Annotated in this window: 13 protein-coding genes; 9 read left to right on the plus strand and 4 right to left on the minus strand. The window is 42.5% G+C overall.

What is annotated here, in order from left to right; genetic code table 11:
* The 3 genes from G6Q48_RS18570 to arsC all read left to right on the plus strand — a co-directional run.
* Window positions 1-811, plus strand: an 811-nt coding sequence (locus G6Q48_RS18570) for an ArsA-related P-loop ATPase (protein WP_242685838.1), incomplete at its 5' end; no start/stop codon positions are given.
* A 54-nt stretch (window positions 812-865) separates the two neighbouring features.
* Window positions 866-2,155, plus strand: coding sequence for an arsenic transporter (locus tag G6Q48_RS18575; RefSeq protein ID WP_166267946.1), 1,290 nt, complete (start codon window positions 866-868; stop codon window positions 2,153-2,155).
* Between the two features lie 10 nt (window positions 2,156-2,165).
* The gene (gene arsC / locus G6Q48_RS18580; RefSeq protein WP_094963199.1) at window positions 2,166-2,582 is read left to right on the plus strand and encodes a glutaredoxin-dependent arsenate reductase; all 417 of its coding nucleotides are present in this window, start codon (window positions 2,166-2,168) and stop codon (window positions 2,580-2,582) included.
* Window positions 2,583-2,882: 300 nt separating this feature from the next.
* Here the strand turns inward: arsC and malG are convergent, their stop codons facing one another.
* The 3 genes from malG to malE all read right to left on the minus strand — a co-directional run bounded on the left by malG (window position 2,883) and on the right by malE (window position 6,584).
* Window positions 2,883-3,773 (minus strand): maltose ABC transporter permease MalG, encoded by an 891-nt coding sequence (gene malG / locus G6Q48_RS18585; protein ID WP_094963198.1) that lies wholly within the window; start codon window positions 3,771-3,773, stop codon window positions 2,883-2,885.
* Window positions 3,774-3,788: 15 nt separating this feature from the next.
* Window positions 3,789-5,327, minus strand: a complete 1,539-nt coding sequence (gene malF, locus G6Q48_RS18590) for a maltose ABC transporter permease MalF (RefSeq protein ID WP_094963197.1) — start codon at window positions 5,325-5,327, stop codon at window positions 3,789-3,791.
* A 66-nt stretch (window positions 5,328-5,393) separates the two neighbouring features.
* Window positions 5,394-6,584, minus strand: a complete 1,191-nt coding sequence (gene malE, locus G6Q48_RS18595) for a maltose/maltodextrin ABC transporter substrate-binding protein MalE (RefSeq protein WP_094963196.1) — start codon at window positions 6,582-6,584, stop codon at window positions 5,394-5,396.
* Window positions 6,585-6,938: 354 nt separating this feature from the next.
* On the opposite strand from malE, the gene malK reads away from it, so the two are divergent.
* From malK to G6Q48_RS23215, 4 genes are all read left to right on the plus strand, one after another.
* Window positions 6,939-8,048, plus strand: a complete 1,110-nt coding sequence (gene malK / locus G6Q48_RS18600) for a maltose/maltodextrin ABC transporter ATP-binding protein MalK (RefSeq protein ID WP_094963195.1) — start codon at window positions 6,939-6,941, stop codon at window positions 8,046-8,048.
* 41 nt (window positions 8,049-8,089) lie between these two features.
* On the plus strand, window positions 8,090-9,391 hold the full coding sequence (locus G6Q48_RS18605) for a maltoporin (protein ID WP_094963194.1): 1,302 nt from the start codon (window positions 8,090-8,092) through the stop codon (window positions 9,389-9,391).
* Window positions 9,392-9,455: 64 nt separating this feature from the next.
* Complete coding sequence (gene malM / locus G6Q48_RS18610) at window positions 9,456-10,358, plus strand: maltose operon protein MalM (RefSeq protein WP_094963193.1); 903 nt, start codon at window positions 9,456-9,458, stop codon at window positions 10,356-10,358.
* Window positions 10,359-10,626: 268 nt separating this feature from the next.
* Window positions 10,627-10,959: a DUF2628 domain-containing protein gene (locus G6Q48_RS23215; protein WP_094963192.1), complete on the plus strand. Its 333-nt coding sequence runs from the start codon at window positions 10,627-10,629 to the stop codon at window positions 10,957-10,959.
* Between the two features lie 250 nt (window positions 10,960-11,209).
* Here the strand turns inward: G6Q48_RS23215 and malT are convergent, their stop codons facing one another.
* Window positions 11,210-13,918 (minus strand): HTH-type transcriptional regulator MalT, encoded by a 2,709-nt coding sequence (gene malT / locus G6Q48_RS18620; protein WP_094963191.1) that lies wholly within the window; start codon window positions 13,916-13,918, stop codon window positions 11,210-11,212.
* Window positions 13,919-14,339: 421 nt separating this feature from the next.
* Between malT and malP the strand changes: the two genes are divergently transcribed.
* Window positions 14,340-16,748 carry a maltodextrin phosphorylase gene (malP, locus tag G6Q48_RS18625; protein WP_094963190.1) on the plus strand — a complete coding sequence of 803 codons (2,409 nt, stop codon included), beginning with the start codon at window positions 14,340-14,342 and terminating at the stop codon, window positions 16,746-16,748.
* Between the two features lie 8 nt (window positions 16,749-16,756).
* The gene (malQ, locus tag G6Q48_RS18630) at window positions 16,757-18,844 is read left to right on the plus strand and encodes a 4-alpha-glucanotransferase (RefSeq protein ID WP_094963189.1); all 2,088 of its coding nucleotides are present in this window, start codon (window positions 16,757-16,759) and stop codon (window positions 18,842-18,844) included.
* The last annotated feature ends 73 nt before the right edge of the window (window positions 18,845-18,917 follow it).

The raw sequence follows: 18,917 nt of genomic DNA on the forward strand, positions 1-18,917 counted from the left end.
CTTGTCAGAACTGGTTGGCGAAATATCTCAGCAACAGCATGGGCTGATTATGTTAATGGGCAAAGGTGGTGTAGGGAAAACAACGATTGCGGCATCAATTGCAGTTAAATTGGCAGAAAAAGGGCTTGATGTACATCTGACCACATCTGATCCAGCTGCGCATATTGAATCAACCCTCAATGGTGTTTTACCCAATCTTCAAGTTAGCCGAATTGACCCTATCGCTGAAACTGAGCGTTATCGTAATTATGTCTTAGAAACCAAAGGGAAAGATTTAGATGAAGAGGGGCGTGCATTACTAGAGGAAGATTTACGCTCTCCATGCACAGAAGAAATAGCGGTATTTCAGGCATTTTCTCGCATCATTAGAGACGCGGGTAAACGTTTTGTCGTCATGGATACTGCGCCGACTGGACATACATTATTACTTCTAGATGCAACAGGGGCATACCATAAAGAAATTGCTAAAAAAATGGGCGAAAAAGGCCACTATTTAACACCGATGATGCAATTACAAGATCCTGAACGCACCAAAGTTATTATTACGACACTCGCTGAAACTACGCCTGTGCTTGAGGCGGAGAACTTACAAAATGATTTAATACGGGCAGATATACATCCGTGGGCGTGGGTGATCAATAACAGTCTATCTATCACGGAAACAACATCACCATTGTTACTTTCAAGAGCAGAACAGGAAGTCGCTCAGATTGAAAAGGTGACATCAACATTGGCAAAACGTGTTGCTATTGTTCCTTTGCTTGAAACAGAGCCTGTGGGGATATCTGCATTAAGTCAGCTCGCAGAATAAGTTTTATTTTCTAAAAATAAAAGGTGCGGAAAAGCACCTTTTCATGAGGTTTTTATGTTTATTGCCGCATTCATTTTTATTTTAACGATCACCTTTGTTATTTGGCAGCCCAAAGGACTGGGTATTGGCTGGAGTGCTACGGCAGGGGCCGTTTTAGCCCTTATTTTTGGCGTCATTAGCTTTCAAGATATTCCGATAGTTTGGAATATTGTGTGGAATGCCACAGCGACATTTGTTGCAGTCATTATTATCAGCCTACTTTTAGATGAAAGTGGTTTCTTTGAATGGGCGGCATTACATGTTGCCAAGTGGGGCGGGGGTAAAGGAAGACTGTTATTCAGCTATATTGTGTTACTTGGTGCAACGGTGGCTGCTTTATTTGCCAACGATGGTGCGGCATTGATATTAACGCCCATTGTGATTGCAATGTTACTTGCGCTTGGTTTCAATAAAGGCACGACGTTAGCCTTTGTCATGGCGGCAGGGTTTATCGCAGATACAGCAAGCTTGCCGCTGATTGTCTCGAACCTCGTTAATATTGTTTCTGCGGATTTCTTTAATATTGGATTTACTGAATATGCATCGATTATGGTGCCAGTAGATATTGCAGCAATTGTTGCAACACTCGTGATGTTGCATTGGTTTTTCCGTAAAGATATTCCTAAACAATATGATGTAACCAAACTGAGTGAACCGACTTTAGCCATTAAGGATATGACTACCTTTAAAGCGGGTTGGTTAGTACTGGTGTTATTACTGGTTGGTTTTTTTGTTTTAGAGCCTTTGGGGATTCCGGTTAGTGCGATTGCCGCTATTGGCGCCTTAATTCTTTGGGTGATTGCAGCCAGAGGCCAAACGATTAATACCAAAAAAGTCTTACGTGGTGCACCGTGGCAAATCGTCATTTTCTCTTTAGGTATGTATTTGGTTGTTTATGGTTTAAGAAATGCAGGGTTAACCGATTATCTTTCTGAAACGCTCAATTACCTTGCGGATAAAGGGTTATGGGTAGCAACAATTGGTACGGGATTTATCACTGCATTTTTATCCTCAATAATGAATAACATGCCAACGGTATTAATTGGTGCGCTATCTATTGAAGGGAGTGACGCGACGGGGTTAATCCAACAAGCAATGGTTTATGCCAATGTGATTGGTGCCGATTTGGGGCCTAAAATCACACCAATAGGGAGTTTGGCGACATTGTTGTGGCTTCATGTTTTATCACAAAAGAACATGACCATTACATGGGGATATTATTTCAAAACAGGGATTATCATGACGATCCCGGTGCTCATAGTCACACTTGTTGCGCTAGTGCTCCGACTTTCACTATTAAATTAAAGGTAACCCAATGAATGATATCACCATCTACCATAACCCCAATTGCGGTACTTCGCGCAATACCCTTGCAATGATCCGCAATAGTGGTGTTGAGCCAACGATTATTTACTATCTTGACACGCCGCCGACTAAGGATGTGTTAGTAAAACTTATTGCCGATATGAAAATCACGGTAAGGGCATTACTGCGAAAAAATGTTGAACCATATGAGCAATTAAATTTAGAACAAGATAACTATACAAATGACCAACTCATTGATTTTATGTTGCAGTACCCGATTCTGATTAATCGGCCGATTGTCGTCACTCCACTAGGCGTAAAGTTGTGCCGGCCTTCTGAAGTGGTATTAGATATTTTACCAAATAGGCAACAAAGTGATTTTATCAAAGAAGATGGTGAGGTTGTGATTGATAAGCAAGGTAAATAAGCGGGGAACTGTTTATAGGCTAATCGATTTATATTGAATGCTTGTTTCTATACGGAAAAATTAAGCTGAGCTGAGTTAATCACATTTATATAAATGTGATTCTGAGTCATTGATGAAATTCCGCCAAGAGTGGCGATTGCATCGATATTAAGTTGAATGATTAGCTATCACTGAGCGCCAAATATTGACCGGAGAGTCACTATTAAAATAGCTATCTCCGGTTTGCTTATCGTAACAAAATCGCAGTTTTTATCATGTTGAAGGCCACTTAAGCTGTATGCCTTCAACGCTTTTGTGCTGTTATCCTTTAACCCCACCTGCGGTTAAGCCATTAACTAGCCAACGTTGTGCGAGTAAAAAGACGACAGTGATTGGAATGGCGGAAAGTACCGCGGCAGCCGCGAAGTCGCCCCATAAGTAGTTCTGTGGGTTGAGATATTGTTGCATTCCGACAGCGAGCGTATAGCTTTCAACATCACGCAATAATAATGAAGCAACGGGAACCTCTGTGATCGCAGCAATAAACGATAAAATAAACACGACGGCTAAAATGGGAACGGATAACGGGAGCAAGACTAATCTAAAGGCTTGCCACGGTGTTGCGCCATCTAAAGCGGCGGCTTCTTCCAGTGAGCCATCGATAGTTTCAAAATAGCCTTTAATCGTCCAAACGTGTAAAGCAATACCGCCCAAATAAGCAAAGATAACGCCACCGTGGGTATTCAAACCAATGATGGGGATGTATTGCCCTAGGCGATCAAATAGGGCATATAAAGCCACAAGAGAGAGTACGGCAGGGAACATTTGGAAAATTAACATTCCCTTTAATATTGTAGACTTACCTTTAAATTTCATGCGTGCGAAAGCATAAGCGCAGGTGGTTGATAGGGTGACGATACCAATCGCGGTAACACCTGCCACCTTTACGGAGTTCCACAGCCATAATAAAACGGGAAAAGGCGGTGGAGTGACTCTACCATCAGCATGTTCAATGCTAAAGCCAAGAGCCAGACGCCAGTGATCCCAAGAGATATGTTCAGGAATTAAACTCCCTGTTGCAAAGTTGCCGGGGCGTAATGAAATCGCGACCACCATTAGAAGTGGAAACATAATGGCAGCGATAAAAACCAGTAAAAATAAATGTGTAAATGCAATGCGCCATTTCTGTGATTTAGCTTGTACCATCGACATAGTTTGGCTTCTCCGTTAATCAAATTTCATGCGGGTTGCTTTAAGGTTAATAATGGCTAAGACACCAACAATTAAGAATATCAACGTGGCAATAGCTGCGGCTAAACCAAATTCTTGCCCACCACCGCCTTCAAAAGCAATCCGATAAGTGTAGCTTACCAGTAAGTCTGTATAACCCGCAGGGGTTGTTGTTCCGATGCGATCTGGACCACCATTCGTCAGTAGTTGAATGAGGACAAAGTTATTAAAGTTAAAGGCAAAACTGGCAATCATTAATGGGGTTAGTGGTTTAAGTAATAAGGGCAGCGTAATGTAAAAGAAATTTTGCAAAGGCCCCGCACCATCCATTGCTGATGCTTCGTATAAATCCTCTGGTATGGCTTTAAGTAACCCCATGCATAAAATCATCATATAAGGGTAGCCCAACCATGTATTGACGATAATAATCATTAATCTTGCAGTATTTGGGTCACTAAACCAGTCTGGTTTTATACCAAACAAGGTGCTCAATACCATGTTGATTTCACCAAAACTTTGATTAAATAACCCTTTGAATATCAAGATGGAAATGAACGCAGGAACGGCATAAGGTAAAATGAGTAGCAGCCTGTAGATTGCTTTCCCTTTAAGTTGCTCCCATTGAATTAGGCAGGCTAACACCATGCCAACCGCGACAGTTAAAACGACGGTCAGTACGGAAAAAACAATGGTCCATAGGAAAATCGCAATAAAGGGTTTTTGAATACCTTCATCCGTAAATACGCGAGCGAAGTTGTCCCAATTAACGGTGACCGTATAGCCAGGAGTAAGGCGTTCGCCTGTCCATTCACCTAAATTATTAATTGCTTCATAATAACCAACTTCATTATTTGGTCGATAAACAACCCCAGTTTTATTATTTGTTAGCAAGCCATCTGCCGCTAAGGTGTATAACGGGTTTGTACTGGAAAATTGGCGTAGAGAGCTAATCACTAATTTAGCACCATTAGGCATCACCGCAGTGATATCAGCCAGTTTTTGCCTGTTTTGCGTGACCGTTCGCAGTGTTGCGCGTTCACCTTCTGGCACTTTTGGCGTTTCTTCTAGCGAAATTTGTTGTTTACCATCTAACGAAAAAGGGGCGGAGCTGAATAATTGCTCACCATCTTTAAGCACGAGCTGCCATTGGTTATCTCGTTGATATAAATTGAAATTTAATGCTTTTCCTGTTTGAAATGACCTATCTAATAGGACTTCTTGTGCTCGCTCAAAGGTGAGTTGGTTGGTGCTGCTATAGTTGGTAAACGCGATGGCGATTGTGGCAACTAATGGGAAAAGCACAAATAAGGCCATTCCAGCCAAGCCTGGGTATACATAGCGCCATGCATAGGTTTTACGATTAGCATAAATATATAACCCCACGGAGCACAATGTTAGGGTTAAAATGGCAAACAGGTATTCCCCTTGTGCATACATTAAAACCACAAGGTAGCAGGATAATAAGCCAAGTAGGCTAACAAGAGACCATTTGACCAAATGGTTCTGCCACCAATGAGGTCGTTTTACGACATCCATGAAGTTGTTCCTCGACAATGGAATGCTTGATGACCCCGCTAAACCTTAACGGGGTCGTTAGGCAAATTATTTCACGATACGTTTTTGCGCATCATTTAATGCATCAGTGACCGTTTGGCGCTCAGAAAGCGCATTCAGGGTTGCAGTACGAACGGCATACCAAAAAGCAGACATTTGAGGGATGTTAGGCATGATTTCACCATTGCGCGCATTTTGCATGGTAGCGGCAATACGTGAGTCTTGTTCCAGTTTCTCTTGGTAAGATTTTAAGGCGACAGCACCGAGTGGCTTATCTTTATTAACGCTTTCTAACCCTTCATCTGTTATTAGGTAATTTTCGAGGAACTCTTTGGCGAGCTCTTTATTTGGGCTGGCTGCGTTGATCCCAGCACTGAGAACACCGACGAAAGGTTTTGACGGCTGTCCGTGGAAGGTCGGTAAAACAGCGACGCCATAATTGATATTGCTTTTATCGATATTTCCCCAAGACCAAGGACCATTGATGGTCATCGCGGTATTGCCTTTATTGAAGGCCGCTTCTGAAATGGAGTAGTCAGTGTCTGGGCTGATATGTTTATTTTTTACCATATCAACGATAAATGAGAGCCCTGCAACCGACCCTGCATTATTAACCCCGATATCTTTAACATCGTATTTGCCATTGACGGACTTAAATGCGTATCCGCCATCAGCGGCAATGAGTGGCCATGTGAAGTAAGGTTCTTGTAAGTTGAACATGATGGCACTTTTGCCTTGTTCACGCAGTTGTTTATCCAGCGCTGGGATTTCTTCCCATGTTTTAGGCGGGTTAGGGACTAAGTCTTTATTGTAGATGAGCGATAAAGACTCAACGGCAATAGGATAGGCAATGAGTTTTCCGTCAAATACCGTTGCATCCCATGCAAAATCAAACACTTTGTCTTTAAATGTTTGGTCAGGGGTGATTTCAGCTAATAAACCCGATTGTGCATAACCGCCAAATCGGTCATGGGCCCAGAAGATAATATCCGGACCATCTCCTGTTGCTGCCACCATAGGGAATTTTTCTTCTAACTTGTCAGGGTGCTCGACACTGACTTTAATACCGGTACTTTCTTCAAATTGCTTACCAACTTCAGCTAAACCATTATAGCCTTTGTCACCATTGATCCAGATGACGAGTTTTCCCTCTTCCATTTTTGCTAATGCAGAGGTAGAGAATATTGCTGTAATTAATGTTGAAAGCACGAGTAGGCGAGTGCTAGTTTTTGTTTTCATGTTCCCGTCCTGTAGTTGTGATAGAGAGCAGTACTGTTTTAAGTTTGCGTTGTCAAAACGATATTCTCATCATCCCCCACTCTACGCCTCCACCTGTTGCATTGTGATCTAATTAACATAATTGCTATTTCTGCAATCAAGGTCACAACAATCAGGTGGAATATCATGGCCTAGCGCCCAAAAATCATCAATAGCTTACGTAATTTTCTCATGACGGTTCAATTTTATCCTTCTTTCTCCTCCCTCCATAAAAAAGTACGGACGGATGATTATTCATTTTCAACAATCCGTTATAGTCCCTGCCATTGAAATATACTTGTTTGCAAACAGTAAGATGTCATGAGGATTAGAAGTATGGCGAGTGTGCAGTTACAGAATGTGACTAAGGCGTGGGGGGATGTCGTGGTATTGAAAAATATCAATCTCGATATCCAAGAGGGTGAGTTTGTTGTTTTTGTTGGGCCATCAGGCTGCGGTAAATCGACGTTATTGCGGATGATCGCAGGCCTTGAAGATATCACTAGTGGTGATTTATTCATCGGCGAAACAAAAATGAATGAAATACCACCTGCAGAACGCGGTGTTGGAATGGTTTTTCAGTCTTATGCACTCTATCCGCACCTGAGCGTTGCCGAAAACATGTCGTTTGGTTTGAAATTATCCGGTGTTAGTAAAGCGATAAGAAACCAACGAGTCACACAAGTCGCCGAGGTTTTGCAACTGGCTCATTTACTTGAGCGACGGCCTAAAGCGCTATCCGGCGGGCAACGTCAGCGTGTCGCCATTGGGCGTACCTTGGTTGCGGAGCCAAACGTATTTTTATTGGATGAACCGTTATCTAACCTTGATGCGGCTTTGCGAGTGCAAATGCGTATTGAAATATCCAAGCTGCATAAACGGTTGAAACGCACAATGATATATGTGACTCATGACCAAGTAGAAGCGATGACTCTTGCCAATAAAATTGTGGTACTGGATGCCGGAAGAGTGGCGCAAGTGGGTAAGCCTCTGGAGCTTTACCATTATCCTGCTGACCGTTTTGTTGCAGGGTTTATTGGATCGCCAAAAATGAATTTTTTACCTGTAAAGGTAACTGCCACCGCAGTAGAACAAGTTCAAGTTGAATTACCCAATAACCAAAAGATTTGGCTACCTGTTGATAGCTCAAATGTTCAAGTCGGTAGCCGGATGTCTTTAGGGGTTCGCCCTGAACATCTTTTACCGAGCAACATTGCCAGCATTGTTTTAGAGGGGACTGTGCAAGTTGTTGAGCAGTTAGGTAATGAAACACAAATCTATATTCAGATCCCTGCTATCTCCCAAAACCTTGTATATCGGCAAAACGATATTGTGTTAGTTGAGGAGGGGGCCTCATTCGCCATTGGTCTGCCACCTGAACGCTGCCACCTATTTCGAGAGGATGGTACTGCGTGTCGTCGGTTGCATAAAGAACAGGGCGTTTAACACTATCCCTACATAATAAAAGCAACTCTAGGAGTATTAAAATGATAACTTTGCGTAAGCATTCGTTAACTATGGCTATTCTTGCAGCAACAGTTCCACTACAGGCATTCGCAGTTGATTTCCACGGTTATGCGCGTTCTGGTATTGGTTGGACGGGAAGCGGTGGAGAGCAAAAATGTTTTCAAGTCACAGGTGCACAAAGTAAATACCGTTTAGGTAATGAATGTGAAACTTACGCAGAGTTAAAATTAGGGCAAGAGGTATGGAAAGAAGGCGATAAGAGCTTTTATTTTGATACGAATGTCGCTTATTCCGTTTCGCAGCAGAATGACTGGGAAAGCACTAGCCCCGCTTTTCGTGAGGTTTTTGTGCAAGGGAATAACCTGATCGACAGTTTACCAGAAGCTGATATTTGGGCGGGTAAGCGTTTCTATAAACGTCACGATATTCATATGATTGACTTTTACTATTGGGATATTTCAGGTCCAGGCACAGGGATTGATAATATTGATTTAGGTTTCGGAAAACTGGCGTTAGCGGCGACTCGCGCTTCTGAAACGGGTGGTTCCTACAACTTCATTAGTAATCAGCAACGTAAGTATGCAGATCGTACTGCAAATGATACCTATGATGTCCGTCTATCAAACCTTGAAGTCAACCCAGGTGGTGTTCTAGAACTGGGAATCGACTATGGGCGTGCAAACCCTTCTGATGGTTACCATTTAGAAAATGATGCCTCAAAAAATGGTTGGATGTTCACTGCGGAACACACTCAAAGTGTTCTCAATGGCTTCAATAAATTTGTTGTTCAGTACGCAACGGATGCGATGACATCTCAAGGGAAAGGTGTGGCGCAAGGCTCAAGTATTAACAATGACGGTAAGCTATGGCGGTTTATTGATCACGGAGGTATTTCCCTCGGTGATAAATGGGACTTAATGTATGTCGGAATGTACCAAAAACTCGACTTGGATAATGGCAAAGGAACGGATTGGTGGACGGTCGGTGTCAGACCTATGTACAAGTGGACACCAATAATGAGCACATTATTTGAAGTTGGGTACGATAACGTGAAATCCCAAGAGGTTGGCTCACATAATAGCCAATATAAAATGACGTTAGCCCAGCAATGGCAAGCCGGAGATAGTATTTGGTCTCGTCCCGCCATTCGTTTCTATGTAAGTTATGCAAAATGGGATGAAAACTGGGGCTATGCGAAAAATAGCAGCGGCGATATTACCAATAATGCATTCCGAGATAATAGCGGTAAAGGCACGTTAACCAATAGTCGTGGTGATAATGACGAATTCACTTATGGCGCTCAAATGGAAATTTGGTGGTAATTACAAAGGGAAGGTAGCGATATCTTCCCATTTATTATCAATGCGATGATAGGTGAAAAATATAATGAAAAAGAAACTTTTAGCGCTGTGTTTAAGTATGGGGTTGCTGGCGGGGGTACCTGCTATCAGTTTCGCAGAAGTGAATATCGTGCCGCAAGATTTATCAGCAGCACCCAATATAGCGACAACTGCATTACAGCAACTATCATGGATACCAGTTAATCCAGCTGAAAAATCAATTATTGATTTAGCTCAACAAGGGCAATCCCTTAATTTCGCCAATATTAGTGGCCCTGTTGCTGCTTATAGTGTTCCTGCCAATATGGGTGAGTTAACCATAAACTTGAATAGCGAAATAAACCGCCATCAAGTGTATTCGCCTAATGTGTTGGTTTTTGACCAAAATATGACGCCTTTTGCTTATTTCCCTAGCCAATATTTTACTTATCAAGAGGCCAGTGTCATGGAAGGTGATAGCCTGAGTGGCACAATTAAACTGACTCCTGCATTAGGCCAAAAACAGCTTTATTTACTGGTGTTTACCACACCGGATGATTTAAAGAACACGACAACTCAAATTGACCCAGCAAAAGCTTACGCGAAGGGTGTCGGAAATGCGGTGCCTGATATTCCAGACCCCATCGCTAAGCACGTAACTCAAGGTAAGTTAAAGCTAAATGTCGCTTCAAATTCGAATTCAAGCGTGTTGATTGGTGCACTATTTGGTTCACCTAAAGTTGCCCCTGTCACTGTGGGGGATACTGCAAGTACATCGGTTGCAGTGGCTACTCCGCCAGTAAAACAAGCCGAAATTTTATCCGGTACAGAAGATTACTTTAATCAGGCTATTAAAAAATCGATTGATAACGGTGATATAGATAGTGCATTGAAATTGCTTGATGAAGCTGAACGTTTAGGATCCAAATCGGCACGTAAGACATTTATTGAAAATGTGAAAAAGCCATAAATTTAAATACCTCGTTGTTGTTCTATGTCCTCTAAGTGCGCGTAATGCGCACTTTTTTAATGATGCGTCGAGCGTGGTGCTGTCTGTTTGCTGTGCTGGCCGTTCCTGCATTAACATGAACCAACTTCGTATGTACGGGGGTGTTCCAGTCTCCTATTCGATTCTAGATTGATCAGAGTGAATACGTTGTAATCGAACTGAAGCTCGCTATAAGCTTATTTTTTATTGTACATTGCAAGTAAAATTTAACTTATGTGATGAAAGAATTATGGATAATTCAATAAATGCTAACCTTAAATATATAACGTTTACGAAAGGTACGAACACCGTTATAGTCAAAAACGGATTCTCATGGACGGCATTTTTCTTTGGTTTTTGGGTGTATCTGTATAGAAAAATGTGGGGGTCTTTTGCTCTGTGGTTAGTTGTTGGTCTTATATTTATAACGTTGTCGCTTGGTGCGAACGGTATTGCAGAAAGTACTGGTGACACTAGGCTAGCATCGGTGATCTTTTTAATTAGAATTTTATATTCTGTGTATCAAGGTGCCACAATCAACAAAAACTATATGTTTAGATTAAAAATGCAAGGGTACGTTTGATAGTGGTGTAATGTGCGGTTATCACGAACTGAGTATCTGATGATAGTGTACTTAGCCTGAACTATATCAGTCACAACACCATTCCTCTCAGTCTTAATAAATCCAATAAAAATGCTGACATGGCAAGCTAAATTGTTTAGTTAAAGTGCTTATCGAGTTATTCATTCTAATTTTTTCAAGGTTGCCTAGTGCGGCCTCTTTTATTAGTGGTGTGAGAGGATGACAGGAGTGTTCCTGTCTTCTACTCGATTTAAACCGCATTATAGCCCATGGTTTGCAGTAATTGGCGAGCGAGTGCCACTGCTTCTTGGCGATGAAGCACGCCCAGTTTTTGATACAGATTGCGAATATGTGTTTTTATTGTGGTCGAAGCCACGTTAAATTCATTGGCTATTTGCACATTGCTATAACCTGAGTAAATCAACCCAAGGACTTGCCATTCGCGTTGAGTTAGCGGGCTAATTCTTATTAACTCAGGAACTTGAGGATGGGTTAATAAGCGATTTACAAAGTTTTCATCAAAGTGAGCAAACTTGTGGCGATGATGTTGATTGATTTCACGTAAAATATGCTGTGCTCTGTGTCTTTCTAGTTCAGAAAGGACATTAAGCTGTAGCAACAAGCGCAATTGCTGCGCCATCGATTCACCTTCAATGACAAAATAGCTCAGAAAACCAGTACGACCCGCAAGATTAAGGGCTTCAATCAGTGTCGATTGGGCGGCATTTTTGTCATTTTTCTGCCAATAAAGTTGATTAAGCAGCAGTAAATTGCGATTTAAATCACTCACTAGCTCCAAATTGCGCGCATTAAGATTCAACTCTTCAAGGATTTCAAACGCGGAGTCATATTCACCAAGTAGAATTTGGGCACGGGCAATATTACGCCATTGACGTTGTAAAAAATGATTACTTGCCAAAGCGGGTTTTAATGTTTGTTGTAACCAGCTTTCAGCGGCAGTTTTATCATTGATTAACTGCCAATAAATGACTCTCGCTTCATCAGCATTTGAGACCCAGTCATCATGATAGATCCCATTGCTGAGTAAATTTTCGATTAAATGCAAATGACTGCGAGCGTTATCAATATCACCACGAACGAGCGCATTGAGTACAACTAAAACAACACATTGCAGCTGTTGTTGAGGTTGGTAATTTGACAGTACTTTCATGCCTAAACGTGCTGCACTTTCCGATTCTTCGAGTCTTCCCCAAGCCCACATTAATTGTGAGCGAATACGTAAGAGAAATTCATGCATAGGCAATTGTTCTAGATGTTGTTCATGAATTAACTCAGACGCTTTTTCTTGAATATCATAGGCTGATTGCAGAAACCCACGCGCGAATAAAATCTCACTTTGTTGCAGCATGCTCCATAGAACATAGTGCCAAGTTGAATGGCGATGGGCCATGGCTTCGATTTCTTGCATCATGCTAAGGGAACGCTGTAAATTCCCCGTGCAATGATGAACTTCACCGAGTACAGATGTTGCAATGATATGCCCATAATAGTTGGTTTCAGGAAGCAAATTGAGCGCGGAGTGTGCCAGTTTCTCTGCTTCATTTGGGTTACCCTTATTGATAGCAACTTGGGCGCGTAGCGCGTCAAATTCACCCCGTAGCGCATGGTCGAGTTCTTTGGTCATTTCTCGCTCGGCGCTATCCAATAAAGTATTCACTTCACCATAGCGATGCTGGCTTTGCATTAACCAAGCTTGTAATAAAATAAGCTTAGGATTATCCAATAGCATTTCCCACGGTATAGCCTGTAATGAGCTTTCGAGTAATGATAATTCACTTTGATGGAATAGCTCCCATGCATGCTGTAGTAGGATGTCCCGTAACATTAATGGATTTTCAGCGGCGAGAGCGTGGTGGATAGCTTCGCTCGGGAAACCCAGTGCCATCCAGCCTTCTGCGGCAGCGTGATGCAGTTGAGGAAGTTCGCTGGCGAGTTCCCATTGGCAACGCTGCCTCAAGAAACTACTAAATAAGGGATGGTAATTAAACCAATCACCGTAGCTATCCATTCGTTGTAAAAATAGCCCTTGGCGTTCGATATCTTCCAATTGCATTTGGCCATTTTCCGTACCAGAAATACGCGCAATTAATGCATCATTCATTGAGCGCAATAATGAACTGGTCAGAAGTAAACGGCGCATTTCCCCATTTACATTGTCGAGAACCTCATCCACTAAATATTCATTTAGGTGACTGGAATTAATCCCTGATAATCGACGTGCGGAGTGTTTTGCTGCATGGGAGTCTTGCTTAGCTGATAGGGCGATTAACTGCAATGCCGTAACCCAACCCGCAACATCATCACATAACCGTTGGCATTCGCTTGTTTCCAGTGGGATTTCAAGGCGATTATCAAAAAATTGTTTGGCTTCTGGATGGGTGAAGGCTAAATGCTGACTGTCGATTTCAAGAAGCTGCTCTTGCACTCGTAAATTAGCAACACCTAACTGAGGGACATTGCGGGAGGAGATAACAAGTGTCAGGTTATCAGGTTGGTGTTTCAAAAAAAAACGCATAGCATCATGAATGGCTGGGTTATTGATCAGATGATAGTCATCAATGATTAGCCAAATGGGGTGCTGCCATTGTGTTAATTCGATAAAAAGCAATGAAAACAATGAGTTTAAATTAGCGTATTGGCGTTTTTGTGCCATTGATTCGCTATTTGGGCAACAACCTTGGGTGGCTTGTTGGATTGCCGCAATTAAATAATGGGCAAAACGTTCCGATTGGTTGTCTCCATCATCGAGTGTGTACCAACCGATATGTTGTTTCTCGGTTGCCCAATGGGAAAGTAACGTCGTTTTTCCGTACCCCGCAGGGCTAGTGACTAAAATAAGGCGGTAATGTGTTGTTGACCCTAATAAAGTTAAAAGTCGCTCGCGCACCACCGTATTTTGATGGCGGACAGGACGGCTTAACTTAGACGGAATTAACATACTCAGTGGGGTAACCATACGGAAGAAGTACTCGCTCGTGATATATCAAAGTTCTTTATATAACTTCTATCAGATTCTAGATTTATGCAAGCATGTTAGATCATTGATCATGACAAAGGTGCGCAGTATCACAATTTACTCTGATTTCGTTAGAACGCATTTTTAGCGTGAGGCAATAGAACAATATCGAAAAGCTTTTATGGGGGGATGAGGCGATCAAGAATATTGAGATAACGGTTAGATGGGATAGGAGGAATGATAAAGATTTAAATTAACTTTTTGATTTTAATTTATTTTTTGTTTTATTTTTCTCCTCCTCCTACCTACTCCCGATAGAATTTTGTCTGGGATGAGGAAGGGGGTTAAAGCGCTCTGCATACTAGGCCAATACATTCTTACTAATAATGAGGTCTGGTTATTTATGTCGCATCTTACCTTCAACAAAACACAATTTCAGGCAGCACTAAAACGTCAATGGCAATTTTTAGGGCTGGAGTCAGAACAGGAAATGACTTCCCACCAATGGTGGCAGGCAATTAGTCATGCTGTTGCTGAGTTATTGGCAGCGAATCCTAAAAAATCCACATCCTCCACACTTCGTCATGTGAATTATATTTCAATGGAGTTTCTGATTGGGCGCTTAACAGGAAATAACTTGTTAAACCTAGGTTGGTACCAGGAAATTGCAGATATATTAAAAGAATACCATATTGAGTTAAGTGATTTACTTGAAGAAGAAGTTGATCCGGCATTAGGGAATGGCGGATTAGGGCGGCTTGCAGCTTGCTTCTTAGACTCAATGGTCACTGTTGGTCAACCTGCGATTGGTTACGGCTTGAATTATCAATATGGCTTGTTTAAACAGTCATTTGTGGATGGTAAGCAAGTGGAAGCCCCTGATAATTGGCAGCGTGATAGCTATCCATGGTTTAGACATAATGCTGAGTTAAATGTACAAGTAGGTATTGGTGGCAACGTCACACAAGATGGTCATGTTTCACGTTGGGAACCTGCTTTTATCATACAGGGTGAAGCGTGGGATTTACCGGTTGTCGGTTATTTGAATAATGAAACGCAGCCTTTACGTTTATGGCAAGCGTCACATGCTCAACCATTTAATTTCGAATTATTCAATGAAGGACACTTTTTAGAGGCAGAAAAAACAGGGGTAGACGCGCAGAAACTGACCCAAGTTTTATACCCAAATGACAATCACTTAGCAGGAAAACAATTACGTTTAATGCAGCAATATTTTCAATGTGCTTGCTCTGTTGCGGATATTTTACGCCGTCACCATCGTGAAGGCAGAGCGATAGCGTCATTACCTGAATACGAAGTGATTCAATTGAATGATACGCACCCAACGATTGCTATTCCTGAAATGATGCGTGTATTGCTGGATGAACACCTGCTCGATTGGGATACCGCATGGAAAATCACGAGCCAAACATTTGCTTATACTAATCACACTCTGTTGCAAGAAGGGCTTGAGTGCTGGGATGAAAGCATTATGCAGCCGTTGTTACCTCGTCATATGCAGATCATTCATGAAATTAATCAGCGGTTTAAAAAATTGGTCGAACAAAAATGGCCAACTGACCAGACGGTTTGGCCTAAAGTTGCTGTGGTTTATGAAGGGCAGGTACGCATGGCAAACTTGTGCGTCGTATCTTGCTTCGCGATTAATGGTGTTGCCGCGTTGCACTCTAAGTTAATCACGACAGATTTATTCCCTGAATATAATCAGTTATGGCCTGAGAAATTTCTGAACATCACCAATGGCGTCACACCACGTCGTTGGATTAAACAGTGTAACCCTGAGTTAGCAGCGTTAATTGATGAGACGGTTAAGCATGAATGGGCTAATGACCTTGAAGCGATCAACGTCTTGGAAGAACATGTTGACGACCGCCAATTCCAGCAAAAATACCGTGCAATTAAGCAACGTAATAAGCAACGATTAGCAGAGTTTGTCAAAGCGCGTACAGGTATCGTGATCAATCCGCAAGCCATGTTTGATATTCAAATCAAGCGGTTGCATGAGTATAAGCGTCAGCACCTTAATTTATTACATATACTTGCTCTGTATAAAGATATTCGTGAGAACCCAACAACACCACGCGTACCTCGCGTATTCTTGTTTGGCGCTAAAGCGGCACCTGGCTATTATTTGGCTAAGAATATTATTTATGCCATCAATAAAGTTGCTGAAGCGATAAACAATGACCCAATTGTGGGGGATCAACTTAAAGTCGTCTTTTTACCTGATTACTGTGTTTCTGTTGCCGAAAAACTTATCCCAGCAGCGGATATTTCTGAACAAATCTCAACGGCGGGCAAAGAAGCTTCAGGAACGGGTAATATGAAGTTAGCGTTAAATGGGGCATTGACGATGGGAACACTGGATGGTGCAACGGTGGAAATTGCAGAACAAGTGGGCGCAGAAAATATATTTATTTTTGGACTGACTGTTGATGAAGTTAAGCAACTGAAAGCGAACGGGTATGACCCACTCACATGGCGTAAAAATAATCCTGTACTGGATGCGGTTCTCACTGAATTAGAAGATGGCACCTACAGTGACGGTGATACGCAAGCCTTTGCACAGTTGGTACAGAGTCTGGGCAAAGAAGGCGGAGACCCTTATTTATTGATGGCTGATTTTGCGAGCTACGTTGATGCACAACAAAAAGCGGCAACGTTATATCAAGATCAAGATGCATGGACACGAACAGCCATCTTAAATACAGCACGCTGCGGCATGTTCAGTTCAGACCGTACCATTGCTGATTATCAAGCGCGTATTTGGCAAGCAAAGCGTGAGGCATAGGAGAGAATATGCAGTGTGAAAGAAAGAATGTTGAAAGGCTCTCGCCAGACATCGCTGCAAACTATATTAATGCCTATGGTCAGTTGCAGGATATTGAATTAGATATCCAGCAAAAGTTGTTTGATGCTATGGGGGGGGAGGCCCCCCATTTAAAACAACAAAGTCTGCCTTTGCCAACCGTAAAAGTCATTCGTGAGAATGATGAAATCAGTATCGCCATTCAAGGGAGTGGCGAGTTTCAATGGGTGTTTGAAACGGAAAATCAGCAATGCCAACACCAAGGAAATGTGTTGGCTGGGCATCCGCTAGTGTTGCCTGCAAATCTTACTGTGGGTTACCACAGTTTGCTCCTTAAGCAGCAAGAAAAGCAATGGCATTGTACGGTGATTGTGGCACCAAAGCGTTGTTATATACCGGCTGAAATTGAGAAGGGCAAAAAGCTGTGGGGCGCGAATATTCAGCTCTATACATTACGATCAAACCGTAATTGGGGGATTGGTGACTTTGGTGATCTTCAGCATTTAGTCGGGGAAATAGCGACTCGAGGCGGTAGCTTTGTGGGCTTAAACCCCATTCACTCATTATTTCCAGCAAACCCAGAAAGTGCCAGCCCATACAGCCCATCTTCACGTAGTTGGCTCAATATTATCTATATTGATGTGGATTCGGTTGCTGACTTTCAATTAAGTGAGCAAGGAAAGCGCTGGTGGGATTTAGCGGAAACGCAGGCTCGTTTACACTCCGCTAGAACGAGTGATCTTGTTGACTATTCGACGGTTACTGAATTAAAACTAACGGCATTAACCTTTGCTTGGCAACAATTTTCATTACGAGAGAAAGCAGACTCATTACGTTTAGCTTTTGAACAGTTTGTCGATGAACGTGGTGAGAGTTTATATTGGCAAGCCGCCTTTGATGCACTACATGCGACCTTGATGGCGCAAAACGAAGCTTATTGGGGATGGCCTGTTTGGCCTGAGGAGTATCGCCATGCAGACTCTCCATCAGTAAAACAATTTTGCACAGAACATCAAGATGAAATCGCATTTTGGTCGTGGTTGCAATGGTTGGCATGGCAGCAATTTTCTGACTGTTGGCAACGTTGCCGTGATGCCAATATGCCAATAGGTTTATACCGAGATTTAGCCGTTGGTGTTACCCAAGGAGGGGCTGAGACGTGGTTCGACAGCAAGTTATATTGTACTCAAGCCTCTACTGGTGCTCCGCCTGATATCTTAGGGCCGCTAGGGCAAAATTGGGGAGTGGCGCCTTTTAACCCATACACCTTAGTAGAACGTGCTTATGCGCCTTTTATCGACTTAATACGTGCAAATATGGAAAATTGCGGGGCATTGCGTATTGATCATGTGATGTCATTATTACGTCTTTGGTGGGTGCCCGAAGGAGAAAGCGCAGCGCGTGGCGCCTATGTGCGTTATCCCGTGGATGATCTTCTGGCTATCTTGGCATTAGAAAGTCAGCGTATGAAGTGCATGGTTATTGGCGAAGATCTTGGTATCGTCCCTGAGGAAATCGTCAGTAAACTGCATGACTATGGTGTGTTTTCATACAAAGTGTTGTGGTTTGAGCATGACGACCAACGTCAAGCCCGACCTCCTGAAATGTGGGCGGAGCAAGCGATGGCTGTCATATCGACACATGATATGGCAACACTAAAAGGATATTGGGAAGGGCATGACTTTGTATTGGGTGAGCAATTAGGTCTTTATCCCGATGCCAACATGTTAGCTCACCTAAGACAGGATCGCGAGGCGGTAAAACAGGGCTTGTTAACCGCGTTAAGGTCGAGAAACACGGATAATCCACTTGCGAACGGGCATTTATCGGCAGATGAAGTATCACAAGATCTTGTCGAGCAATTACATCGTTTTGTCGCGGGCTCAAGCAGTGCATTATTGGGGTTACAACCGGAAGATTGGTTAGGAATAAAGGAGCCCGTAAATATCCCCGGAACCAGTTATGAATACCCTAACTGGCGCCGTAAGCTCACGAATACTTTAGAAGAGATGTTTGCCAGTCAGCACGTTAATCGCTTAATCGAAGAGGTGGATAAACAACGTAACCCTTTGAGTTAACTTTTATTTTTTTTTGGTGGATATGTCCTGTTGTTGGGGCATATCCATTCAAAACGCGACATTTCTTATTTTT

The organism is Providencia sp. M-27, from assembly GCF_011077905.1.
Classification (GTDB): domain Bacteria; phylum Pseudomonadota; class Gammaproteobacteria; order Enterobacterales; family Enterobacteriaceae; genus Providencia; species Providencia huaxiensis.